General features: G+C 38.3%; 23 protein-coding genes. 14 read left to right on the forward strand and 9 right to left on the reverse strand.

What is annotated here, in order from left to right:
* Nucleotides 1-4: 4 nt before the first annotated feature.
* Genes pdxA through WKT12_RS13735 form a run of 7 tightly spaced genes read left to right on the forward strand, consistent with a single transcriptional unit; the run spans nucleotide 5 to nucleotide 6,589 of the window.
* Nucleotides 5-1,099, forward strand: a complete 1,095-nt coding sequence (pdxA, locus tag WKT12_RS13705) for a 4-hydroxythreonine-4-phosphate dehydrogenase PdxA (protein ID WP_340320036.1) — start codon at nucleotides 5-7, stop codon at nucleotides 1,097-1,099.
* 6 nt (nucleotides 1,100-1,105) lie between these two features.
* Nucleotides 1,106-1,816, forward strand: a complete 711-nt coding sequence (locus WKT12_RS13710) for a nucleotidyltransferase family protein (protein WP_340320037.1) — start codon at nucleotides 1,106-1,108, stop codon at nucleotides 1,814-1,816.
* Nucleotides 1,817-1,826: 10 nt separating this feature from the next.
* On the forward strand, nucleotides 1,827-2,693 hold the full coding sequence (locus WKT12_RS13715) for a hypothetical protein (protein ID WP_340320038.1): 867 nt from the start codon (nucleotides 1,827-1,829) through the stop codon (nucleotides 2,691-2,693).
* A 1-nt stretch (nucleotide 2,694) separates the two neighbouring features.
* Entirely contained in the window at nucleotides 2,695-3,645 is a 951-nt protein-coding gene (locus WKT12_RS13720) for a CDP-alcohol phosphatidyltransferase family protein (protein ID WP_340320039.1), read from the forward strand.
* Nucleotides 3,642-4,664: a lysylphosphatidylglycerol synthase transmembrane domain-containing protein gene (locus WKT12_RS13725; protein WP_021970213.1), complete on the forward strand. Its 1,023-nt coding sequence runs from the start codon at nucleotides 3,642-3,644 to the stop codon at nucleotides 4,662-4,664. The genes WKT12_RS13720 and WKT12_RS13725 overlap by 4 nt, the downstream gene beginning before the upstream one ends.
* The gene (locus WKT12_RS13730) at nucleotides 4,642-5,358 is read left to right on the forward strand and encodes an HAD family hydrolase (RefSeq protein ID WP_021970212.1); all 717 of its coding nucleotides are present in this window, start codon (nucleotides 4,642-4,644) and stop codon (nucleotides 5,356-5,358) included. Before WKT12_RS13725 ends, WKT12_RS13730 begins: the two co-directional genes overlap by 23 nt.
* A 10-nt stretch (nucleotides 5,359-5,368) precedes the next feature.
* On the forward strand, nucleotides 5,369-6,589 hold the full coding sequence (locus tag WKT12_RS13735) for a sugar MFS transporter (protein WP_340320040.1): 1,221 nt from the start codon (nucleotides 5,369-5,371) through the stop codon (nucleotides 6,587-6,589).
* A 51-nt stretch (nucleotides 6,590-6,640) separates the two neighbouring features.
* Here WKT12_RS13735 and WKT12_RS13740 read toward each other — a convergent pair whose 3' ends face one another.
* Nucleotides 6,641-7,537: a PfkB family carbohydrate kinase gene (locus WKT12_RS13740; RefSeq protein WP_340320047.1), complete on the reverse strand. Its 897-nt coding sequence runs from the start codon at nucleotides 7,535-7,537 to the stop codon at nucleotides 6,641-6,643.
* 249 nt (nucleotides 7,538-7,786) lie between these two features.
* On the opposite strand from WKT12_RS13740, the gene WKT12_RS13745 reads away from it, so the two are divergent.
* The gene (locus tag WKT12_RS13745; protein WP_021970209.1) at nucleotides 7,787-9,094 is read left to right on the forward strand and encodes an inositol-3-phosphate synthase; all 1,308 of its coding nucleotides are present in this window, start codon (nucleotides 7,787-7,789) and stop codon (nucleotides 9,092-9,094) included.
* Nucleotides 9,095-9,283: 189 nt separating this feature from the next.
* Here the strand turns inward: WKT12_RS13745 and WKT12_RS13750 are convergent, their stop codons facing one another.
* The 4 genes from WKT12_RS13750 to WKT12_RS13765 are packed head-to-tail and all read right to left on the reverse strand — an operon-like array spanning nucleotide 9,284 to nucleotide 11,887.
* The gene (locus WKT12_RS13750; RefSeq protein ID WP_340320041.1) at nucleotides 9,284-10,219 is read right to left on the reverse strand and encodes a phosphatase PAP2 family protein; all 936 of its coding nucleotides are present in this window, start codon (nucleotides 10,217-10,219) and stop codon (nucleotides 9,284-9,286) included.
* Nucleotides 10,220-10,231: 12 nt separating this feature from the next.
* On the reverse strand, nucleotides 10,232-10,915 hold the full coding sequence (locus tag WKT12_RS13755) for a CDP-alcohol phosphatidyltransferase family protein (protein WP_021970207.1): 684 nt from the start codon (nucleotides 10,913-10,915) through the stop codon (nucleotides 10,232-10,234).
* Complete coding sequence (locus WKT12_RS13760; protein ID WP_445323149.1) at nucleotides 10,893-11,417, reverse strand: GtrA family protein; 525 nt, start codon at nucleotides 11,415-11,417, stop codon at nucleotides 10,893-10,895. Before WKT12_RS13760 ends, WKT12_RS13755 begins: the two co-directional genes overlap by 23 nt.
* Nucleotides 11,408-11,887 carry a phosphatidylglycerophosphatase A family protein gene (locus tag WKT12_RS13765; protein WP_021970205.1) on the reverse strand — a complete coding sequence of 160 codons (480 nt, stop codon included), beginning with the start codon at nucleotides 11,885-11,887 and terminating at the stop codon, nucleotides 11,408-11,410. Before WKT12_RS13765 ends, WKT12_RS13760 begins: the two co-directional genes overlap by 10 nt.
* Nucleotides 11,888-12,114: 227 nt before the next feature.
* Here WKT12_RS13765 and WKT12_RS13770 point away from each other — a divergent pair, with 227 nt between their 5' ends.
* The 5 genes from WKT12_RS13770 to secG all read left to right on the forward strand — a co-directional run bounded on the left by WKT12_RS13770 (nucleotide 12,115) and on the right by secG (nucleotide 17,910).
* Nucleotides 12,115-14,748, forward strand: a complete 2,634-nt coding sequence (locus WKT12_RS13770) for a DUF5686 and carboxypeptidase-like regulatory domain-containing protein (protein WP_340320042.1) — start codon at nucleotides 12,115-12,117, stop codon at nucleotides 14,746-14,748.
* Nucleotides 14,749-14,814: 66 nt separating this feature from the next.
* Nucleotides 14,815-16,107 (forward strand): sigma-54 interaction domain-containing protein, encoded by a 1,293-nt coding sequence (locus tag WKT12_RS13775; RefSeq protein WP_340320043.1) that lies wholly within the window; start codon nucleotides 14,815-14,817, stop codon nucleotides 16,105-16,107.
* Nucleotides 16,094-16,621: an LptE family protein gene (locus WKT12_RS13780; protein WP_021970202.1), complete on the forward strand. Its 528-nt coding sequence runs from the start codon at nucleotides 16,094-16,096 to the stop codon at nucleotides 16,619-16,621. The genes WKT12_RS13775 and WKT12_RS13780 overlap by 14 nt, the downstream gene beginning before the upstream one ends.
* Before the next feature lie 11 nt (nucleotides 16,622-16,632).
* Entirely contained in the window at nucleotides 16,633-17,526 is an 894-nt protein-coding gene (locus WKT12_RS13785; protein WP_340320044.1) for a tetratricopeptide repeat protein, read from the forward strand.
* Between the two features lie 6 nt (nucleotides 17,527-17,532).
* Nucleotides 17,533-17,910 carry a preprotein translocase subunit SecG gene (gene secG, locus WKT12_RS13790; protein ID WP_021970200.1) on the forward strand — a complete coding sequence of 126 codons (378 nt, stop codon included), beginning with the start codon at nucleotides 17,533-17,535 and terminating at the stop codon, nucleotides 17,908-17,910.
* A gap of 349 nt (nucleotides 17,911-18,259) precedes the next feature.
* Here secG and WKT12_RS13795 read toward each other — a convergent pair whose 3' ends face one another.
* Together WKT12_RS13795 and WKT12_RS13800 are read right to left on the reverse strand one after the other, a co-directional pair.
* Nucleotides 18,260-18,814: an NADH peroxidase gene (locus WKT12_RS13795; protein ID WP_021970198.1), complete on the reverse strand. Its 555-nt coding sequence runs from the start codon at nucleotides 18,812-18,814 to the stop codon at nucleotides 18,260-18,262.
* Between the two features lie 54 nt (nucleotides 18,815-18,868).
* Entirely contained in the window at nucleotides 18,869-19,288 is a 420-nt protein-coding gene (locus tag WKT12_RS13800; protein ID WP_021970197.1) for a Fur family transcriptional regulator, read from the reverse strand.
* Nucleotides 19,289-19,450: 162 nt separating this feature from the next.
* Between WKT12_RS13800 and WKT12_RS13805 the strand changes: the two genes are divergently transcribed.
* Nucleotides 19,451-21,385, forward strand: coding sequence for an NAD(+) synthase (locus WKT12_RS13805; RefSeq protein WP_021970196.1), 1,935 nt, complete (start codon nucleotides 19,451-19,453; stop codon nucleotides 21,383-21,385).
* 674 nt (nucleotides 21,386-22,059) lie between these two features.
* Here the strand turns inward: WKT12_RS13805 and WKT12_RS13810 are convergent.
* Both WKT12_RS13810 and WKT12_RS13815 read right to left on the reverse strand, forming a co-directional pair.
* Entirely contained in the window at nucleotides 22,060-22,599 is a 540-nt protein-coding gene (locus WKT12_RS13810) for a hypothetical protein (RefSeq protein WP_340320045.1), read from the reverse strand.
* Between the two features lie 27 nt (nucleotides 22,600-22,626).
* On the reverse strand, nucleotides 22,627-22,834 hold a 208-nt coding region (locus WKT12_RS13815; protein WP_340320046.1), incomplete at its 5' end, for a hypothetical protein.

Raw genomic sequence — 22,834 nt, forward strand, 5'->3', positions numbered from 1 at the left:
AACTATGGAAGAACGTAAGATAAAGGTGGGTATCACCCATGGAGATATAAATGGAATTGGCTATGAAGTTATATTGAAAGCCTTTTCCGACCCTGCGATGCTGGATTTGTGTACACCGGTTATTTATGGCTCGCCTAAAGTAGCTGCTTATCACCGGAAGGCAATGGATATACAGACTAATTTCAGTATCATTAATTCTGCTTCAGAGGCTCAGGATGGACGTGTAAATATTATCAACTGTACGGAAGAAGAGCTGAAGGTAGAACTGACAAAACCGACACAGGAGGCTGGGCGTGCGGCATTGGCTGCTTTGGAATTGTCGTTGAAAGAATATCGTGAAGGATTGTTTGATGTATTGGTTACAGCTCCAATCAATAAACATACAATACAGTCGGAAACATTTCATTTCCCTGGTCATACCGAGTATATCGAAGAACGTGTAGGAGAGGGACAGAAAGCTTTGATGATTTTGCTGAAAGATGATTTCCGGGTGGCTTTGGTTACCGGACATGTTCCTGTCAGTGAAATAGCAAAAGACTTGACACAAGAACTGATAATGGAAAAGATGGCTATTTTCCATCGCTCTTTGAAACAGGATTTTGGTATTGACAATCCTCGTATTGCTGTTTTCTCCCTGAATCCTCATGCGGGTGATAACGGGCTGATTGGTAGTGAGGAACAGACAATCATTATTCCGGCAATGGAGGAGATGATAAAAAAAGGAGTGCAGTGTTTCGGCCCATATCCGGCAGATGGTTTTATGGGTTCTGGCAATTATCGCCATTTTGATGGTATCCTGGCGATGTACCATGATCAAGGACTGGCTCCGTTTAAGGCTTTGGCTATGGATGAAGGTGTGAATTTTACAGCAGGACTGCCTATTGTTCGCACTTCTCCAGCTCATGGTACCGCATATGATATTGCAGGACAAGGTATCGCGTCGGAAGATTCTTTCCGTCAGGCAATATATGTGGCATTGGACGTTTTTCGGAATCGTTGTATTGAAAGAGAAATTAGTGCCCATCCGTTGAGCAAACAATATTACGAGAAACGTGATGATAGTGACAAGTTAAAGCTTGATACGATAGAGGAAGAATAACTATTTATGAAGTTTGCTATAATATCTGCCGGGGAAGGTTCCAGACTTTCTCAGGAAGGAGTTCAGTTGCCCAAGCCATTGGTGCAACTGAATGGAGAAGCTATGATAGATCGTTTGATTCGCATCTTTGCTAAAAATGGGGCAAGCCAGGTGGTCATTATAATTAATAATGAAGTACAGGCTACGAAAGAACATTTGGCAAAGCTTAAGGAGAGTATGGCTCTACCTTTGGAAGTCGTAGTGAAAACGACTCCAAGTTCAATGCATAGCTTTTATGAAATTAGTCCTTACCTGAAGGGTGATAAGTTTTGTCTGACAACGGTTGATACAGTTTTTCGAGAAGAAGAGTTTACTCATTTTATTGATGCTTTTAGAGTATCGGAAAATGATGGCATGATGGCGGTGACAGATTATATAGATGACGAGAAGCCATTATATATATCTACTGATAGGAAGTTGAATATTACAGGATTTTATGATGCAATGACTCCTGACTGCCAATATATATCTGGCGGTATTTATTGTTTGAGTCCGAAAGCAATTAATGTTTTGCAGTCGTGTATTGAAAAGGGTATTTCACGCATGCGTAATTTTCAGCGTCAATTGGTTGCCGACGGTATGAAACTTACGGCTTATCCATTTTCAAAAATATTGGATGTAGATCATACAAGTGATATAGTAAAAGCGGAGGCCTTTTTAAATAATAAAGAAGACTAAAAACGTAACCATGTGTTTGATTCACGAAAAAATAAGGATAGTAGGAATAAGCCGAAGTTATGAATATTCACCAAATCATGTAGATAATGATGCTGCTATATTTAAAATAGTAGCCCAAAAATTAGAAGAAAAGGACATTGATGTAGAGGTATGGACTGAGAAAGAGTTTGTTTCGCAGCAGATAAAAGCTAATTTTATATTTGATATGGCACGCGATCGTGCTACGATAGAGTATTTAAAACAATTGGAAGATAATGGTAGTGTAGTTGTAAACTCTGCCTATGGAATAGCCAATTGCATGAGAAAGTCGATGACTGAACGATTGATAAGGAATGGCCTTGCCCATCCTAAAAGTTTTATTATCTCTACCGATGGTGAATTTACTCCAGATATTTTCCCTTGCTGGATAAAACGTGGAGATTCACATGCAATGGTGAAGGAGGATGTAGTATATGTAGAATGTAGAGAAAAGGCAGAACAGGTACTGGCAGACTTTCGTTCACGAGGAATTCCTGAAGCTGTGGTTAATGAACATTTAGTAGGTGATTTAGTCAAGTTTTATGGTGTACAGGGAACTGATTTCTTTTTTTCTTTTTATCCTACAGAAGAATCTCATAGTAAGTTGGGCTTAGAAATCGTGAATGGTGGAACACATGGTTACCCATTTGATAAAGATTTACTATATCGATGTAGTTCCGCATTTGCAGAGATACTGGACGTACCTATTTATGGAGGTGATTGTATCGTTTCATCTACTGGAGAAATCAGAATTATAGATTTTAATGATTGGCCAAGTTTTGCTCGCTGCCGAGAGGAAGCTGGTATTAAAATAGCAGAATGTATTTATAATAAGGTAATGGCTAAACTGGAGGAATAAGATGGAAATAGATAAGAAGGAATTTGAGGCTTCTTTTAAATCGATGGATACAGAAGAAACTCTGGATATTTATTTTAATCGTCCGATAGGCTATTTATGGGCCTTATTCTTTAAACGTTTAGGAGTACATCCCAATGTTGTAACAATATTGTCTATATTTTTAGGTGTGGGGGCTGGGATAATGTTTTATTATCCGGATCTGAAACATACCTTGATCGGGATTTTTTTGTTAATATGGGCCAATCACTATGATAGTTGTGATGGACAGTTGGCACGTCTTACTGGTAAAAAAACACGTTGGGGGCGCATGCTGGATGGCTTTGCTGGTGATATTTGGTTCTTTTCCATTTATTTGGCGATTTGTTTACGGCTGATGAATCAGCCACTTCCTTTAGGTATTGGAGCTGAATGTGGCTGGACCTGGAGCTGGATTATCTGGATATTGGCTTTGATATCTGGGACAGTTTGCCATAGCAAGCAATGTACTTTGGCTGATTATTACCGTAATATTCATTTGTTTTTTCTGAAGGGGAGAGGTGGCAGTGAGCTGGATAACTTTAAACAACAGCGTGCCATTTTTTATAGTTTGCCTTGGAAAGGGAATTTTTGGTGGAAAGCATTCCTTTATTTTTACGGGAACTATACTCGTCAGCAAGAACGGTTGACTCCTTCTTTTCAGCGTTTTTATGCTTGGGTATTGCGGACTTATGGAGATAATATTCCCCGTGATTTATGTGAGGAGTTCCGTAAATTAAGCTTGCCTTTGATGAAATATGCTAATATCTTGACATTTAATACACGAGCCATAGCTTTGTACATCAGTTTGCTGATAGGTGAACCTTATTTTTATTTCATATTCGAGATTGTTGTAATGACTTCTTTGTTCTTGTATATGCGTCATCGTCATGAGGCTATTTGTTCTTATCTTTATCAGAAATACGCTAAGCAATGAAAGAAAAATTTCGAAATATATTTTGGCTCTTCGGACTCTTTGCAATCGTCGTAATGCTCTGTACATTCGATATGGATTATCAGGAGCTGTGGCAAAATCTGCAAAAAGCAGGATATTGGCTTCCCGCAGTTGTATTGTTGTGGGTGTTTATCTATTTTTTGAATACATGTTCATGGTATGCTATTATTCGTGATGGAAAGCATGCTTCTGTTCCATTTTGGAAAGTTTATAAGTATACAGTTTCTGGCTTTGCTTTAAATTATGCGACTCCAGTAGGCTTGATGGGGGGAGAACCTTATCGTATTATGGAACTGACACCTTATGTTGGAGCAAGTAAGGCAACTTCTTCTGTCATTTTATATGTTATGATGCATATCTTCTCTCATTTTTGTTTTTGGTTGTGTTCTGTTATATTGTATCTTATAATGGAGCCTGTCAATATGGCGATGGGAGTTTTGTTGGGCGTTGTTGGTATTTGTTGCTTCGTGGCAATTTATTTCTTTATGAAAGGGTACAAAAATGGTATGGCCGTACGCACTTTGAAATTATTGGGGCATGTCCCTTTTATAAAAAAATGGGCACAACATTTTGTGGTAGAGAAGAGGGAAACTCTGGAACGTGTTGACAGACAAATAGCAGAGTTGCATGGGCAGCGTAAATCGACATTTTATTTAGCATTAGGATTAGAGTTTATGGCTCGCATTGTAGGTTGTGTAGAGATATTTTTTATCTTAAATATTCTTACTACAGATGTTAGTTTTGTTTCGTGTATTCTGATAATGGCGTTTACTTCACTTTTTGCGAACTTGTTTTTTTTCTCTCCTATGCAACTTGGAGCTCGTGAGGGAGGATTTGCTTTGGCTACTGGTGGATTAGCTATATCAAGCGCATTTGGTGTGTATACGGGGCTTATTACTCGTGTGCGTGAATTAATATGGATTGTAATAGGTGTACTATTGATGAAATTAGGCAATGGTACAGATAATATAAAAATTGATGAAAAAATTAACAGACATTAAAGGCATTATTTTTGATTACGGAGGGACACTTGATACGAACTCTCGTCATTGGGCAGAAGTCTTATGGGAAAAATATGAAGAATGTCATATTCCTGTAAGTAAGGCTGACTTTCGTGAGGCTTATGTGCATGGCGAACGTACGTTGGCGTGTGTTCCGTTAGTAAAGCCGACATACAATTTTCATGATGTGTTGCGTATTAAAACAAAAATTCAATTAGAATTTTTAGTGGAGCATGGAAAATTAGATCAAGCTAATGTCATGAATTATGCTGAAGAGGTAGCCGACAGATGTTATCGATATGTATTGGATGTCCTGATAAAAACACGTCCTGTTGTGCAAAAACTTACAGAAAAGTATAAGTTGGTGCTGGTTTCAAATTTTTATGGTAATATACAGAGTGTTTTGAAAGATTTTTGTTTGTACGACTTCTTCTCAGAAATTATAGAATCTTCTGCAGTAGGGGTGCGTAAACCTGATCCGGCTATTTATCGTTTAGGCGTGGAGGCTATGGGATTCTCTCCAGAGAATGTGCTGGTTGTTGGTGATTCTTTTTCGAAGGATATCATTCCAGCCAAAGCTATCGGTTGTAAGGTTGCCTGGTTGAAAGGTGAAGGGTGGGGAAATGAAGAGATAGATGAATCCTTGCCCGATATAATAATTACAGATTTGATTTGTTTGCTTCATTATTTATAAGAAATTATTTATGACAGAAAAACGTATTCCTTTGGTAGAGAAACAATATCGCCTACCTTTTATATTATTGACTTCCCTTTTCTTTTTATGGGGATTTGCACATGCTATATTGGATGTTTTGAATAAACATTTTCAGGAAATACTGGATATTACTAAGACTCATTCGGCAATGGTACAGGTTACCATGTATATGGGTTATTTTATTATGGCTATACCTGCTGGACTTTTTATTAATCGTTTCGGCTATCGTAAAGGAGTTGTGTTGGGATTGCTTCTTTATGGAGTAGGAGCTTTATTGTTTATTCCTGGTCAGCATTTTGCTTCATTCAATGCATTTTTGTTTGCTCTGTTTGTCATAGGGTGCGGACTTACTTTTTTGGAAACGGCTGCTAATCCGTATGTGACAGAATTAGGTGCAAAGGAAACTGCTGCTAGTCGTTTGAATTTTGCACAGTCATTTAATGGTATGGGATGTATATGTGCGCCTTTATTTGTCGGATTATTGTTGTTCTCCAACGATGATCAACAAAGTGCTTCAAACAGTAATGTCGCTTTACCATATGTTTGTATGGGTATACTGGTTTTAATAGTAGCTGTTATTTTTATGAAAGTGAAGCTCCCGGAAATCCAACATGGTGTAGAAGTTGACGAAGAAGGCAGAAGTGTAGGCTTATGGTCACATAAACTTTTTATATTTGGCTTGTTTGCCTTATTTGCTTATGAGATTGGTGAAATATCTATCAATAGCTTTTTCATTAATTATGTAGTGGAACAAAAGTGGATGAATGCCCGTTATGCTTCTTTGGTCTTGTCTTTTGGCGGGTTAGGTTTATTCATGACGGGACGTTTTGTTGGCAGTTGGATTATGCAACGTGTAAGTGCGGAACGGATGTTGTTTTATTGTGCAACAGGAACTGTTATCACTACTACTATTGTGTTGTTAGACTTTGGAATTTGTTCACTTATAGCATTATTATGTGGATATGCTTTTGAGGCAATAATGTTTCCTACAATTTTTGCTTTATCACTGAAAGGATTAGGTAATCATACCAAACGTGCATCTTCGTTTTTGATGATGTCGCCAGTGGGAGGAGTTGTAGGTCCATTGTTGATGGGGTATGTAGCCGATACTACTACGATGGTGTATGCTTTTGCTGTGCCATGGGTTGCTTATGCCGTCGTTTGGTTGTATGCTCGCAAAATGTTGTCTGTATCTATTTGCAAAAGATAAAAAGAAAAGAAGCCGGAGAATTTCTCCGGCTTCTTCTTTATAATCTAACTGTTACAGCTTAACCGTTTTCAATCTGTTGCTTCTTATGATATTCCAAGCTTCTTCTTCAGTTCCGCTGAAAGGTCCTGATTTCTCTAATTTAATAGTAGACAGAGCTGCAGCAAAGCATCCGGCTTCTTCGTATGATGCATCTTTATTTCGCATATAAAGGTATCCCAACATGTAAGTATCTCCACACCCAGTTGCATCAACTACTTCTTTAGGAGGATAAGCTGGTATTTGATAGAAATCTCCTCCTGCATAAATGAGAGAACCTTCGCTACCTAATGTAAGTAACACTTCTTTTACGCCCCATTTGGATAATTGAAGAGCTGCAGCCTGGTAATCTGATAATCCTGTCAGAACTTTAGCTTCATGTTCATTTACTTTCAGAATATGAATATGTTTTAAAGCTTCTTCCTTTTCATTCCAGTCTACGGGATATACATTCTCACCTCTTACTTCACGTAAATAACCTTGCGCATCAACAGACAAGATCCCTTTTTTCGATAAAAATTTAATAACTTCTAATGAAAAATCATCTGATAAGAGACTACCCAAATGAAAAAAACGTGCTTCAGTTTGTTGTAACTTCTCAATGGTAAAAGGATCAGCCTTTGCTAATACCCGCTGAGTACGATTATTTTGATTTTCTCCATATGAGTTTTCAAAATACACTGTTTTCCGGCTGGGGATTACCTCTACATTTATTCCCTTTTGACTTAGTTCATCAACAGCTGTATACTCACTGGGAGCAAGTGAGGTGACAAGTTTATAATTTTTCCAATCATTCAGATGATAAATACCATGGGAGAAATAATAAGAAGTACCTCCCGGCATATAAGTTGTTTGTTTAGGAGTTATGATTTTATCCAATGTTATATGCCCGATGCAACAAATATCATTCATTATTAATAACTTTTTCATTATAAAAACGGGTGCAAAGATAGTGCTTTTTAATTTTAGAAAGGAGCCATATTCCTTTTTTTATCTGTCAGGAACCTTTATTTTATTGTCATTTTATACGAAATATTGTTCAATTTCTCCAAGTGCAGCATAAAAAAGAGGTAGTTTTTGCTTATTGTTTAAAACAAAAGTATAACTTTACAGCACGTAATATTACTTTGTTATTTGACAAACTAGAAAAACAAATTAGAAATGGAAAAAATGAATGTACAACCGGCTACCGGAAAACTCGGTGTGCTGTGTGTAGGTTTGGGAGCAGTAGCAACAACATTTATGACAGGTGTCTTGATGGTTCGTAAAGGATTGGCAAAGCCTGTCGGTTCAATGACTCAATACGATAAAATCCGTGTCGGACGTGGAGCCAATAAGAAATATCTTCATTATAATGAGATTGTACCAATCGCAAACTTAAATGATATCGTGTTTGGTGCATGGGATGTATATCCGGCAAATGCTTATGAGTCTGCAATGAACTGTGAAGTTTTAAAAGAAAAGGATATTAATCCTGTAAAAGATGAATTGGAAAAGATTGTTCCAATGAAGGCTGCGTTCGACCATAACTATGCAAAACGTCTGGATGGAAACAACGTAAAGGATTGTGCAACACGTTGGGATATGGTAGAAGAGTTGCGTAAAGATATCCGTAACTTTAAGGAAAAGAATGGCTGTAGCCGTATTGTAGTATTGTGGGCTGCTTCTACTGAAATTTATGTACCTGTATGTGAAGAAGTACATGGAACATTGGCTGCGTTGGAGCAGGCTATGAAAAATGACGATCGTGAGCATGTTGCTCCTTCTATGTGCTATGCATATGCAGCTTTGTCTGAAGGTGCTCCTTTTATTATGGGTGCTCCGAATACTACAGTTGATATTCCTGCTATGTGGGAAATGGCTGAAAAAACTAAGATGCCTATTGCCGGAAAGGACTTTAAGACAGGACAAACATTGGTTAAATCTGGATTTGCTCCGATTATCGGTACTCGTTGTTTAGGTTTGTCTGGATGGTTCTCAACCAATATCTTGGGTAACCGTGACGGACTGGTTTTGGATGAACCTGCAAACTTCCATACAAAAGAAGTCAGCAAATTGTCTACATTGGAATCTATTCTTGTCCCTGAAAAACAACCAGACTTGTATACCGATTATTATCATAAGGTACGTATTAACTATTATCCTCCTCGTAATGATAATAAGGAAGGGTGGGATAATATTGATATCTTTGGTTGGATGGGTTATCCAATGCAGATTAAAATTAATTTCTTGTGTCGTGATTCTATTTTGGCAGCACCATTATGTCTTGACTTAGTATTGTTGAGCGATTTGGCTGCACGTGCCGGACGTTATGGTATCCAGCGTTTCTTGAGTTTCTTCTTAAAGAGCCCGATGCACGATTATACAAAGAATGAAGTTCCTGTTAATCACTTGTTCCAGCAGTATGTAATGTTGAAGAATGCGCTTCGTGAGATGGGTGGTTATGAGGCAGATGAAGAAATCGATTGATTGACTTATAGTAGAAAATTTTTCATGAAATAAGAAAAGAGGCTGTTCCAACAAAAAGGAACGGCCTCTTTTTTATTAGATTAGATAATAAAAAATTCCTCTATATTGAGGTTAGGAATAGAGGAACTTCCTTAATAAGAATCAGTAGATGTTTAAAGTTCTAAGAACTTTATCTTGAAATACTTTTTTTTATTCAATGTATTTTGTATAGCGTTGTACAAAATTGCGGAAATTGGGTATGCGCATTAAAATATATTCGAAACAACATATACCTAATAAGGCACATAAGATACCGAGTGTTACGTCGATTATATAATGGTGCCCGGAATATACAGCTGTGAACCAGATACCTATCATGATAAATGCAAATAAAGCTCGTAGCCAGTTACTGCATCGTGTCCGGAAAGAATAAAATAATGCTACAACCATATATGCCGAATGTAGCGATGGTACGGCTGCAAAAACATTGGCATTTCTTCCATATAACCCTTGGAAGACTGTAAGGCCCGTCATTGCATCAAATCGCCCTAAACCGGCAACATCGCCTGGAGTATTTAAAATCGGTTCAAAACCATAATTCATAACGTACCAAGGTGGAGCGGCAGGATGTATGTAGTATCCTGTGAATCCTATTAAATTGACAAACAGAAATACAAGTGCAAAGTGCAGATATGTTTTGCGCTGTCGATTAAAATAGAGTCCTAAACCAAATAAAATGGGTACAGGAACCCAACAAAGATAGAAAATTCCTGCCATAAAATCCATTACTTGACAGTGGTGGATATGGAAGAACTCGTTGGGAGTAAGAATTCCTTCGGCTGTGGCAATACCAAAAATGCTTTTCTCTGTTTCGTATAATCCTCGTACGTCAATTGGATTGACTTCGTAATTAGGTACAATTCTCATCCAGTCATAAGAAATTCCAAATATCGCAAAAGGGAGAAGAGCTACAACCAGCTTCCGCGTAGCTCGGCTAATTAAGAATAATACTGCAATAAAGCACCCCAGTCCTATGTGCTCGGGGCGAATGCCAATGAAGGCTGCAGTTACACTTATCCATGCTATAAGAGAAACGGCTAATATCACTATTTCCCTTGTAGAAGGCTTGTCAGTCATTATTTTCATATATGAATAATGTTATTTTTTGATGAGTTGTCTGCGACTGTATTCAATACGTGCGAAAGCTGTAATGTTGGCAAATATAGCAATGAAGCCCATTGGTATAATTAGAATAAGCATTGGGTCGAAAGATAAATGAGTACTTTGTGTTGCCACGATACCACATACCAGCAGACCTAAGCTTGTTAAAACGACACGTTCTGGACGTTGCATAAATCCTATTTTACATTCCAGTCCAAGTCCCTCAGCACGGGCGCGCACGTAACTTACCATCAATGAACCAATAAGGGCTGCAAAGGTGATAATAGCTCCTATCGGATAATCATGTCCGATTAGACAAAAGCAGATACCACCTAAAGTAACTAACTCACTGTAACGGTCGAGCACGGAATCATACATGGCTCCGAATGTTGAAGCCATTCCTCCAATACGAGCAACCTGGCCGTCCATCATGTCGAATAAGGATGAACATAAGATGACTCCTCCTGCCCATCCTATTAACTTGTAATAGTCGGCTTCTTGATTTATACCTGCATAAATCAGAAGACAAGCTCCTGCCAGGTTTCCTAAAAATCCGATTGTTGTTACGATATTGGGAGTAATCCCAATTTTAATCATTCCATGAACCAAAGGATTGATAATTTTGTAAATTAATTGCTGGAGTGAATCGCGCAATTTCTTAGCTTGTTTTTTTATTTCCATGTTGGTGTGTGATTTGTTTTATTTTATTTTTTAATTTTTCATTAATATGTGCGTCTTTAAAAACAAATGTTTTATGTAAATTGTAATTCCATAAAATAGCAACTATTATTGATACGCTTATTTTAGCGACGATAAATGCGGTGGATTGGCTTACTGAAATGAAACTATTCTGCAATGTCAGAAATTCAGTTAGCAAATAAGTCCCCCATAAGTTCAGCCCAATACTGCCTATCCATACCAGGATATATTTTATCAAGACAGGTATGGGACTACAATCTTCAGTCTGAAAAGTCCATTTGTAATTAATGGCACAGTTTGTCAGACCTCCGCTGATAGAACCAATCAAAGTAGCATATACATAATATATATGTGCACATTGATTTAATAAGATGCTGATCAGGAAGTCGACAAATGTAGCAATTTGTGCAGAAAGCTGAGCCCGGATGAACATAAACAGCCCTCCTTTTTTGCAGAGAGATATGAGTATATTTTTCACGCGCACAAAAATCGGTATATAAGAATTACTATTCCTCCGTATATCCCAGAAAGGATATCATCCGCCATGATACCATATCCAGAAGGAAGTTTCTCTGCTTGCTTGATGCCTAAAGGCTTAACTATATCGAAAAAACGAAATAATAAGAATGCTGCAAACATATATCCTATATAGTTGCCGTCTGGTACAGCAAGTAAGGCAATCCATGTTCCCACCATCTCATCTATTACTACACGGGACGGATCTTTTCCCCAGTATTTTTCGGAAACTCCCGATGACCAGATTCCTAAAAAGGTAAATATGCAAACTAATAAAAGAGTGCATTGTAATGTTATGTAATAATCATTAAATAAAGATGCATATCCCCACCAGATAAGTGTAGCAAGTAGTGCACCTGCTGTACCTGGTGCTATAGGACTATATCCAGAACCGAAGCCGCTTGCTATCAGATTATGGAATAATGGCATTTTAGACATGTTTGCTAATTTTGATAATTATACGATTCTATTTTAAATTTGAGTTTACAAAATTACGCTTTTTATCTGAATTGACTTTCCTAAAAATCTAAATTAATTATAGTTAATACTGCATAAAAGACGGTCTATTTGTCGTTTTTATGTCTATTCGATTTGCCTAAAACAATAAAGAGCAGTAATTTCGCCTCTGTTTTGTATGAATATAGAAAAAGCGTATTAAGATTTTTATGGTAAAACGATTACTCCTTATAATGACATTGTGCGTTTGGGCTGTAGGTCTGTGTGCTCAGATTCATGGAGTTGTTATTGATTCCGATACGGGAGATCCAATTCCTTATTTAAATGTTTATTATGATGGAAAAGGTGTAGGTACAATCACAGATGTTGATGGAAATTATTCTATTGCTTATCATCCAGGATGGACAAAATTGACATTTTCAATGGTCGGATATGCTACACAGGTAGTAACAGTTTCTTCAAAGACTACCGAATTGAATATTAGCATGAAAGCCGACTTGGTCCTTGATGAAGTTGTAGTAAAGCCTAAGCGTGAAAAGTACTCACGCAAGAATAATCCGGCTGTAGAACTGATGAAGAAGGTTATTGCTTCAAAAGAAAAAACAAATCTCGAGCAAAAGGACTACTATCATTACAATAAATATCAGAAGATTACTTTTGCAATGAATAATATTACCACTGATTCATTGCGAGAGTCATGGCTGTTTAAAAAATATCCTTTTTTCCGTGATCAGGTGGAACCGTGTGACGTGACAGGAAAGAACATATTGCCGCTTTCTGTTGACGAAACTGTATCTGAAAAAATATATAGAAAAGACCCGCATTCGGAAAAGACTATTATTCAGGGAATAAATTCTACAGGAGTCAATGAGCTTTTTAATACAGGAGATATGTTGACAACTGTATTGAAGGATGTTTTTCAGGATATTGATATTTATGAAGATCGTTTCCGTTTCTTACAGTACCCGTTCGATAGCCCCGTTTCGGATGCCGGTATCCGGTTTTATAAATTTTATATCATGGATACGGTATATGTAGAACGTGATAAATGTTTCCATTTGTCTTTTGTTCCTAATAACTCTCAAGATTTTGGGTTTACAGGACATCTGTATATATTGGCAGACTCAACTTATCGTGTAAAGGAGTGTAAGTTGAATTTGCCTAAGAAAACTGATATCAACTTTGTCGATAACATGATTATTGACCAAAAGTTTGGTGAATTGCCTACCGGTGAATGGACTTTACTGGAAGATGATATGTTGTGCGAGCTTTCTTATTTGAAAAAAGTATTGGGGTCTTATCTGGTACGTCGTACGACTCGTTATTTTGACTTCGCTTTTGATCCTTTGCCCGATAAATTATTTAAAAAGAAGGGTGATGAAATTAAAGACGTCAATGCGATGATGCGTGATGATCAGTATTGGAGTCAGTACAGGCAGGAAGACTTGACGAAGTCAGAGAGCCGAATGGGAAGTTTTGTCGATGATTTGACAAAGATAAAAGGCTTTAAATATATCATGTTTGTCTTGAAAGCCTTTATTGAGAACTTTGTGGAAACCAGTACGCCAGATAGTAAGGTGGATATCGGACCGATTAATACCATGATTACTTCAAACTATATTGATGGTCTTCGCTTGCGTGCTTCGGCTCAGACTACAGCAAATTTGAATCCGCATTTGTTCCTGAAAGGATATTATGCTTATGGTTTCAAAGATCAGAAATCAAAATATATGGGTGAAGTGGAATATTCATTCGATAAAAAAGGATATTTGCCACGTGAGTTTCCTAAGCACTCAGTAACTTTTACCTATCAGTATGATAACATGTTACCTTCTGATAAGTTTATCAATACAGATAAGGATAATGTGTTTACATCGTTGAAGGTTTGTACAGTAGACCAGTATAATTATGAGCGTAAGGCTACTATTAAATATGAGCGTGAACGTGAGTTTGGCTTTAAGACAACAGCGATGGTACGTTACGCCAATTATGAGCCTTGTGGTGAATTGTTTTATCGTACGATGGCTGGTGAAAGTGCTTTGCAGGCTCAGATAGCCGATCAGCAGCTTCAGGGACAGAAATGGGTGCGTTCTCCATTTAATACGCATGACATTACAGTGGCTGAAGCATCTCTGGCTTTCCGCTACGCGCCGGGGGAAACTTTTGTAAATACTAAGCAGCGGCGTTTGCCTATTAATTTGGATGCTCCGGTGTTTACGCTGCAGCATACTTTGGCTTTGAAGGGAGTATTGGGAGGTGACTATACCTATAATGTGACAGAAGCAAGTGTTTATAAACGCTTCTGGTTTAGCTCATGGGGAAACGTTGATGCTCGTTTAAAAGGGGGTATTCAATGGAATAAAGTACCTTTTCCATTGTTGATTATGCCTGCTGCCAATCTTTCTTATATCATTGAAGATGAGACATTCAATTTGATAAATAACATGGAGTTCCTGAATGACCGTTATGCTTCTTTGGATGTTTCCTGGAATATGCAGGGTAAGTTGTTCAATCGTATTCCTTTGCTTAAAAAATTGAAATGGCGTGAATTTATCGGCGTAAAATGTTTGTGGGGAACCCTGACAGATAAAAACAATCCATTTCTGGAATGTAATAAGAACGATGATGTTCTGATGATGTTCCCTGGACATTATGATGAAACAGGTCGATATAATTATTCTAGTAATGTTATGGATCCTAAAAAACCGTACGTAGAAATTTCGGCAGGAATACATAATATCTTTAAGCTTTTGCATATTGAGTATGTACGTCGTTTGAATTATAATAATCTCCCGACGGCTAATAAATGGGGTATTCGTTTTATGATTCGTACCGTATTTTAATTTTCCTGTCAAAATTACCCGATATGCTAAACTTTTTGTAATTTTGTCATATATTGACTACGAGATATGATAAAATCGGAGATACAAAATATAAAGCTGCGATTTGGTATTATAGGTAATGCCGAAGGCTTGAATCGGGCAATTGATATTGCGATGCAGGTGGCTCCAACAGACTTGTCTGTTTTGGTGACAGGAGAAAGTGGAGTAGGTAAAGAAAGTTTTCCTCAGATTATCCATCAGTTCAGTCGCCGTAAACATGGACCTTATATAGCGGTGAACTGTGGTGCGATACCTGAAGGTACAATCGATTCAGAACTTTTCGGGCACGAGAAGGGAGCATTTACTGGAGCCATCAGCGACCGCAATGGATATTTTGCGGAAGCTAATGGAGGAACGATCTTCTTGGATGAAGTGGGAGAGCTTCCTTTATCAACTCAGGCTCGTCTGTTGCGTGTGCTGGAATCTGGGGAATATATAAAGGTGGGTTCGTCAAAGGTACAAAAGACAGATGTTCGTATTGTAGCAGCCACCAATGTAAACTTCACGGATGCTATAGCAGAAGGACGCTTTCGTGAAGACTTGTATTACCGTTTAAATACAGTGCCTATCAAGGTTCCTCCTTTGCGTGAACGTCCGGATGACATTGCTTTGTTATTTCGGAAGTTTGCTTCTGACTTTGCGGAGAAGTATCACATGCCGGCTATTCAGTTAACAGACGAAGCAAAGCGTATGCTTGTTTCTTATTCATGGCCGGGAAACATTCGCCAGCTGAAGAATATAACGGAGCAGATTTCTATTATTGAAACTAATCGAGATATTACTGCAGATATTTTACAAGGGTATTTGCCTGCTCAAGCAGCTTCCCGTTTCCCTACTTTATTTGGTGGAAAGAATACGTCTAACGGTAAAGGATTTGAAAGTGAACGTGAAATACTTTATCAGGTATTGTTCGATATGCGGCGGGATGTTACTGAATTAAAGAAGTTGGTACATGATATTATGGCCGAACGTGGTGGAACTCAAATGAATCATCCCTCCGAAACCTCCGTTCATTATTTACAGAATCCGGTAGGAGTTATGCAAGATCCTCCGGTTGTAATGACTTCTGTGCCTATGGTCAATACTTCTGTACCGGCCGTTAATCATATCTCTCCGGTAAAAGTTTCACCCGAGGAAGTTCCTGAAGTACAAGACACAGAGGAATATGTAGAAGAAAATCTTTCGCTGGATGAAGTAGAAAAGGAAATGATTCGGAAGGCATTGGAACGTCATCATGGAAAGCGTAAAAATGCAGCAAATGATTTAAAAATCTCAGAGCGGACACTCTATCGTAAAATAAAAGAATATGGGCTTGATTAAAAAGTATTATAGACTGGTTTCTGTATTGTCGGTGGCTGTTTGTATATTGGCAGCATGTACCGTATCGTATAAATTCAATGGTGCCTCAATCAACTATGATAAGGTAAAAACCATTTCTTTCGAGAATTTTCCTAATCGCTCGGCGGCATTTGTATGGGGCCCCATGGAATCGATGTTTAATACAGCCTTGCAAGATATCTATATGCAGCAAACCCGTTTAAAGCATGTAAGGCAGGGAGGGGATTTGGAATTATCAGGTGAGATAACCAATTATGATGCTTACAATAAAGGTGTTGGCTCGGATGGTTATTCTACAATGGCAGAATTGAGAATGACGGTCAATGTGCGTTTTGTGAATAATACCAATCATGCAGAAGATTTCGAACAGCAGTTCTCTGCAAGTCGTGAGTATAATGCCAGTCAGCAGTTGGCCTCTGTTCAGGAAGATTTAGTTAATCAGATGATTGATGAGATTGTAGAACAAATATTTAATGCTACTGTAGCGAACTGGTAATTTATTTTAAGATGATTCAGCAACGTTTACATGAATGGATACTGCATCCAGAGTACTTGAATAAAGATAGCTTGTTCGAACTGAGAGGGCTGGTAGCTCGCTATCCTTATTTCCAGACTGCCCGTTTGCTTTATCTTAAAAATTTGTTTCTGCTGCAGGATGCCAGCTTTAAGGAGGAATTGAGGAAAAGTGCATTGTATATAGCTGATTTGAGTGTACTTTTCTATTATATTGAAGGAGAACGCTTGGTTATCAAGAAGCATTCTTCGGAAAAAACATTAGCGGAAGAAAATCAGTCATCCGATCGTACCTTGGATTTAATAGACCGCTTTTTATCCGATTTATCGGAAGAACCTGCCATGGATTTGCCTTTACCTTCGGAGGTAAGTGTTGATTATACTTCTATTTTATTGCAGGAACCCGATGATACTTCTACAAAACCGGTAATGTTGAAAGGGCAGGAATTGATTGATAATTTCATTGAAAAATCAGAAATATCAACTACGGGTGTTGTGAAGCAGAATGATACTTTATTGCAGGAGGCTGGAAGGGATTTGGATGATGATGATAAGAATACAGCTTTAGAGGAAGTGAAATTGCCGGAGGTTGATTCTACAGAAAAGACCTCCTTGACTGATGATTCCTCAGTATCGGATCAGGAAGAAGTAGGCACAACGGAAGCGGATTCGTTAGAACCCGAAGAAGGGCCTGAAAAGCTTGACGATGAATTGGATGAAAGTTATTTTACCGAAACACTGGCAAAAATTTACGTAAAACAGCAAAGATATGATAAAGCTCTCGAAATTATTAAAAAATTAAATTTGAAATATCCAAAAAAAAATGCTTACTTTGCAGACCAAATAAGATTTTTAGAAAAATTGATTATTAACGCTAAATCAAAATAAAAGAAAATGTATTTATTATTTGTTGGATTAATCGTACTTGCAGCTGTGTTAATGTGCTTTGTCGTATTGATACAGAACTCTAAAGGAGGAGGACTTTCTTCTAGTTTTGCTGCCTCAAATCAGATTATGGGTGTTCGCAAAACAACAGATTTCATTGAGAAACTGACTTGGGGACTGGCTATTTTTATGGTTGTAGTAAGCGTTGCGACTGCTTATGTTATTCCTAGTGCCAATGAAGGTTCATCTGTTATAATGGATCAAGCTGTGAAAGAACAGAAAACAAATCCGTTGAATGCTCCTGCAGGATTTGCAGCTCCTCAGTCGGATGCTGCGACAGATCAGCCTGCTGCTGCTCCTGCTGCCAAAGATTCTGCTGCTAATTAATAAAAAATATATTGCAGAATGAAGCGATTCCCGAGAACGGAGTCGCTTTTTTTATTGTCGGAAGTGGAGAATATTATCGATCAAGGCTCTGAAATGAATGTGAGATTCAGGGATAGAATCTGTAACGCTTATCAGATTCCTGATACCACTCTGTATTGGCAACTTGGAAGTTGTATTGTTGAGGGGAAGAAGCGGTAGTCAAGTATATCAGTCGTTTCTGTATTATAAATTACGTATCAGGGAATATGAAATATTGGATTCGTTGGAACGGAAAGGTGCATTAAAAAAGAAAGGAGATCACTCCTTTTGACAGAATGACCTCCTCTCCGATAAATTATGGTAGGAAATATTATTTCTTGAAATATCTGTTGTACAGACCTTCGAAACCTTTACCATGACGAGCTTCGTCTTTAGCCATTTCATGAACAGTATCGTGAATTGCATCCAGATTCAGCTGTTTTGCACGAGTAGCGATACGTTTCTTGTCTTCACAAGCGCCGCATTCAGCGTTCATACGTTTTTCCAAGTTAGTTTTTGTATCCCATACGCAATCACCCAGCAATTCTGCAAATTTTGCAGCGTGTTCTGCTTCTTCCCATGCGTAGCGTTTGAAAGCTTCAGCTACTTCAGGATAGCCTTCACGGTCTGCCTGACGGCTCATAGCCAAATACATACCAACTTCTGTGCATTCGCCCATGAAATGGTTGTTCAGGTCTTTAATCATTTCGTCATCGCAACCTTTGGCTACGCCGATAACATGTTCGTCAACGAATTGCAGACCACCTTCTGCTGATTCTTCCAGTTCTTTGAATTTAGAAGCAGGAGCTTTACACATAGGGCATTTTTCAGGAGCTGTTTCACCTTCATAGATGTAACCACATACAGTACAGATAAATTTTTTCATAAGTCAAAAAAAATTTTAGTTATTAGTAATATTTCATTTAGCCTTGTGTGGCTATTAATTTCCGTTTTCTTTTCCTAAACATTCCGGACAGACACCTTTATAGTAGTGGTGAATTTCTTCTATCTGGAATCCGTTTTTATTCAGCGATTCGATGTCTTCACTTTCAGATTTCATCGGGATATCATATATTTTTCCGCATGTTTTGCACTGAAAATGTGCGTGCATCGACGTGTCGCCGTCGAAACAGGCATTACGTTCATCGATGGTTAACATGCGCGCTGCTCCATGCTCGATGAATAACTTCAGTGTATTATACACTGTCGTTTTCGAAAGTGTAGGTATATCTTTACATAGCGCAAGATATATCTCATCGATACACGGATGAGTATGATGCTTCAGCAAGTAGTCCATAATTGCAATGCGTTGTACGGACGGCTTAATATTATAGCTAAGCAGATATTCGTATACGTTCATGTTATTCTTTATATTTTTGTAATTGTTACAATTTTAATTCTTTGGCAAAGATATAAAGATTTTCTTAAATACCAAAGCAAAGTTAGTTTTTTTATTTTTCGCCTTTCGGTCCGTAAATAATTTCTATCTTTGCAGATATACATTATTTATATAACAACTTATATGAAATATGGTTTTGTAAAAGTGGCGGCTGCTATACCTTTGGTGAAGGTTGCCGACTGCCAGTTCAATGCACAGCAGGCTAGTAGATTGATAATTGATGCCGAATCGAAAGGAGTGCAGGTTATAATTTTCCCGGAATTGAATCTTACGGGATATTCATGTGGCGATTTGTTTGGACAGTCTTTATTGCTTGAACAGGCAGAAATGGCTTTGATGCAAGTCATGAATGAGACTCGTCAGTTAGATATTATATCGATAGTAGGGATGCCTGTCGTTGTTAATTCGACATTGATGAACTGTGCTGTGGCTTTTCAACGTGGTAAGATATTGGGAGTTGTTCCTAAAACATATTTGCCGAACTATAAGGAATTTTATGAACAACGCTGGTTTGCACCTTCTACGGCTCATCCGGATGATGTGATGGTACGTCTGTGTGGTCAGCAGGTGCCGGTCAGTGCTAATTTGATATTTGAATCGGCTGAGTTATGTTTTGGCATAGAAATTTGCGAAGATGTCTGGGCTACTATACCTCCCAGTTCTAAATTGGCTCTTCAGGGGGCAGATGTAATTTTCAATATGTCGGCCGATACTGAAAATATTTGTAAGCATCAGTATTTGCGCTCACTCATTGCCCAGCAGTCGGCACGTTGCTTGTCGGGATATGTGTTTGCTTCATCTGGTTTTGGTGAGTCTACAACCGACGTCGTATTTGCGGGAAATGCTTTTATCTATGAGAATGGTACATTACTGGCTGCTTCCGAAAGATTTTCTTTCGAAGAACAGTTGGTCATCAGCGAAATTGACGTGGAACGTTTGCGGAGTGAACGAATGCTGAATACTACATTCTCTGCCAGCGTACGGGCTTACAAGGATTGTCCGGTGAAGCGTATTCCTGTGGAACTTGCCCAGACAGGGGATGAATGTACCTTGACTCGTCCGGTCGAACCGCATCCGTTTGTCCCGGAAGGCGGTAAGCTGTTAGATGAACGTTGCGAGGAAATTTTCTCCATTCAGGTGGCTGGTTTGGCAAAACGGCTTGTACATACCGGATGCAAGACGGTAGTGGTCGGTATTTCCGGGGGACTGGATTCTACACTGGCACTATTGGTGTGTGTGAAGACCTTCGATAAGTTGGGGCTTTCCCGCAGTGGTATTGTAGGTATCACTATGCCTGGTTTTGGAACAACTGATCGTACCTATCATAATGCTTTGGATTTGATGCATTCTTTGCAGGTTACGGTAAAGGAAATCAGTATACGTGATGCATGTATTCAGCATTTTAAGGATATAGATCACGATATGAGTGTGCATGATGTGACATATGAGAATGGCCAGGCGCGGGAGCGTACTCAAATTTTGATGGATTATGCCAATAAAGTGGGAGGGCTGGTCATTGGTACGGGAGATCTTTCCGAACTGGCACTGGGCTGGGCTACATACAATGGTGACCATATGTCTATGTATGGAGTCAATTCAAGTATTCCGAAAACTCTGGTTCGTTATCTGGTTACTTGGGTAGCGGAAACAGGAGTTGATGAAGAATCGCGTGCTACACTTCTTGATATTATTGATACACCTATTAGTCCTGAGTTGATTCCTGCTGACGAAAATGGTAATATCAAGCAGAAAACGGAGGATTTGGTAGGGCCTTACGAATTGCATGATTTCTTCCTGTTTCATTTCTTGCGCTTTGGTTCTCGCCCTGCAAAGATTTTTTATTTGGCGGAAATTGCCTTTCGTGGAGTATACGACAGAGATACAATAAAGAAATGGCTTACGAATTTCTGTCGTCGCTTTTTCAATCAGCAGTTCAAGCGTTCTTGTCTGCCCGATGGTCCTAAGGTTGGTTCCGTATCTTTAAGTCCTCGTGGTGACTGGCGCATGCCGAGTGATGCAAGTTCGGCTTTGTGGCTGCAAGAATGTGAACAGTTATAACTTACAATAAGCGTATCGTATAATAGGCCTCTGGCGGATAAACGTCGGAGGCTTTTTATTTTTGTTGAAGATGATCAGCAGAATAGCCTTAGCGATTGGTGTCTTTTGCATATTGGGAGAAGTAGGAGTTGTAGATGTCTATTGCTGTCGGTTATTTATTAGTGAAGTTTTTAGCAGGGTAAGTCCGGTAGGAGGGAGGAGCAATGCTCGTTCGGTATAATCTGATAGTTGTATTTTCGATAGTATTTTTGTTTACAGGGTGCGTAATGCTTATTTATGAAATGATGGATAGTTCATGTAAATGAAACTCAGCCTATATGTGCGTTTACATTTTTGGAGGTATTTTTATCAATAAGTCGGACTAAGTTGTTTGCTGGAAAATATGTATATGCTATTAATCGGGGAGCTACATTGTAGACACTTTTGATAACGAATAAGATAATTCTCGGATAATCTGCAAAATAAAATTTATAAATTTATGTGAGAGTGAAATATTTTTGCGTGAGTTTGAATCGGTCAACTGGTGAGAAGAATGTGGAACTGAATACTATCGTTCTATTCCTTTTCATATTCTTCTATTTCAGGAGAAAAATCATCTTTTATATTCTTTTTAAAGGCTTTGTTGCTTTTAAGATTTATAATTATTATCCAGTTTTATAAATTCACTTGCTTTTTCAGGAAAAGATTCTTTTTTCTTTTGGATTTTCTCCCGCTGTTTTGGTCTTGTTTTGTACAAAAAAAATTGTTTTTGCACAAAACTCAAAAACTTTTGTACAGAATCCGTAAGACTTTTGGGTATGTTTTTCTCGGATTTTGCTGTCGTTGTTTTTTCCGGATACTGCTGTTGTTTTTCTTGCATGTTGCTGTAGTTCTCTTCGGATGCTGCCGTCGTTTTCTCCGGTTTCTGCTGTTATTGTTTCATGCTTTTGTACAAAACTTTTAGGAATTTGTACAAAACTCAAAAACTTTTGTATAAAATCTGTAAGACTTTTGGACATGCTTTTCTCGGATTTTGCTGTCGTTTTCCGGACGTTGTTATTGTTTTCCTTGGATGCAGCTGTTGTTTTCTCCGGACATTGCTGTTGTTTTCTCCGGATGTTGTTGCCGTTTCCCTCGGTTTCTGCCGTTTTTGTTTCATGCTTTTGTACAAAAACTTTTGGAATTTGTACAAAACACAATATTTTTTGTACAAAAACCGGAGGAAATTTCAGCATGTTTTTTCAGTTTTTTCCGGATATATTTTATCCGGCTCCCGGACTTTTTTGCTTTTTTCCTTGACTATAGCCAATAGAAAGAGCTGTTTCTGGAGATCTGACCGTCCTCAAATGGCAGGATTTATCCTTGTCAGCCGTATGTTTTTCATGCCTTTTTCGGACAGCTTGATAGATTTTTTGGTTTCTTCCTGCTTCTTTTCCTGCATTTTTCTGTCGTCTACCGGCAAAAAAAGTT

Source organism: Phocaeicola sp. HCN-6420 (assembly GCF_037890145.1).
GTDB lineage: Bacteria > Bacteroidota > Bacteroidia > Bacteroidales > Bacteroidaceae > Phocaeicola.

Bases quoted from the DNA above. Each gene is read 5' to 3' on its own strand.
- WKT12_RS13735 (WP_340320040.1), top strand. From the start codon at position 5,369: ATGACAGAAAAACGTATTCCTTTGGTAGAGAAACAATATCGCCTACCT.
- WKT12_RS13745 (WP_021970209.1), top strand. From the start codon at position 7,787: ATGGAAAAAATGAATGTACAACCGGCTACCGGAAAACTCGGTGTGCTG.
- pdxA (WP_340320036.1), top strand. From the start codon at position 5: ATGGAAGAACGTAAGATAAAGGTGGGTATCACCCATGGAGATATAAAT.
- WKT12_RS13740 (WP_340320047.1), bottom strand. From the start codon at position 7,537: ATGAATGATATTTGTTGCATCGGGCATATAACATTGGATAAAATCATA.
- WKT12_RS13780 (WP_021970202.1), top strand. From the start codon at position 16,094: ATGGGCTTGATTAAAAAGTATTATAGACTGGTTTCTGTATTGTCGGTG.
- WKT12_RS13785 (WP_340320044.1), top strand. From the start codon at position 16,633: ATGATTCAGCAACGTTTACATGAATGGATACTGCATCCAGAGTACTTG.
- WKT12_RS13725 (WP_021970213.1), top strand. From the start codon at position 3,642: ATGAAAGAAAAATTTCGAAATATATTTTGGCTCTTCGGACTCTTTGCA.
- WKT12_RS13775 (WP_340320043.1), top strand. From the start codon at position 14,815: ATGATAAAATCGGAGATACAAAATATAAAGCTGCGATTTGGTATTATA.
- WKT12_RS13795 (WP_021970198.1), bottom strand. From the start codon at position 18,814: ATGAAAAAATTTATCTGTACTGTATGTGGTTACATCTATGAAGGTGAA.
- WKT12_RS13800 (WP_021970197.1), bottom strand. From the start codon at position 19,288: ATGAACGTATACGAATATCTGCTTAGCTATAATATTAAGCCGTCCGTA.
- WKT12_RS13810 (WP_340320045.1), bottom strand. From the start codon at position 22,599: ATGCTGAAATTTCCTCCGGTTTTTGTACAAAAAATATTGTGTTTTGTA.
- WKT12_RS13765 (WP_021970205.1), bottom strand. From the start codon at position 11,887: ATGTCTAAAATGCCATTATTCCATAATCTGATAGCAAGCGGCTTCGGT.
- WKT12_RS13710 (WP_340320037.1), top strand. From the start codon at position 1,106: ATGAAGTTTGCTATAATATCTGCCGGGGAAGGTTCCAGACTTTCTCAG.
- WKT12_RS13715 (WP_340320038.1), top strand. From the start codon at position 1,827: ATGTGTTTGATTCACGAAAAAATAAGGATAGTAGGAATAAGCCGAAGT.
- secG (WP_021970200.1), top strand. From the start codon at position 17,533: ATGTATTTATTATTTGTTGGATTAATCGTACTTGCAGCTGTGTTAATG.
- WKT12_RS13755 (WP_021970207.1), bottom strand. From the start codon at position 10,915: ATGGAAATAAAAAAACAAGCTAAGAAATTGCGCGATTCACTCCAGCAA.
- WKT12_RS13770 (WP_340320042.1), top strand. From the start codon at position 12,115: ATGGTAAAACGATTACTCCTTATAATGACATTGTGCGTTTGGGCTGTA.
- WKT12_RS13750 (WP_340320041.1), bottom strand. From the start codon at position 10,219: ATGAAAATAATGACTGACAAGCCTTCTACAAGGGAAATAGTGATATTA.
- WKT12_RS13720 (WP_340320039.1), top strand. From the start codon at position 2,695: ATGGAAATAGATAAGAAGGAATTTGAGGCTTCTTTTAAATCGATGGAT.
- WKT12_RS13805 (WP_021970196.1), top strand. From the start codon at position 19,451: ATGAAATATGGTTTTGTAAAAGTGGCGGCTGCTATACCTTTGGTGAAG.
- WKT12_RS13730 (WP_021970212.1), top strand. From the start codon at position 4,642: ATGAAAAAATTAACAGACATTAAAGGCATTATTTTTGATTACGGAGGG.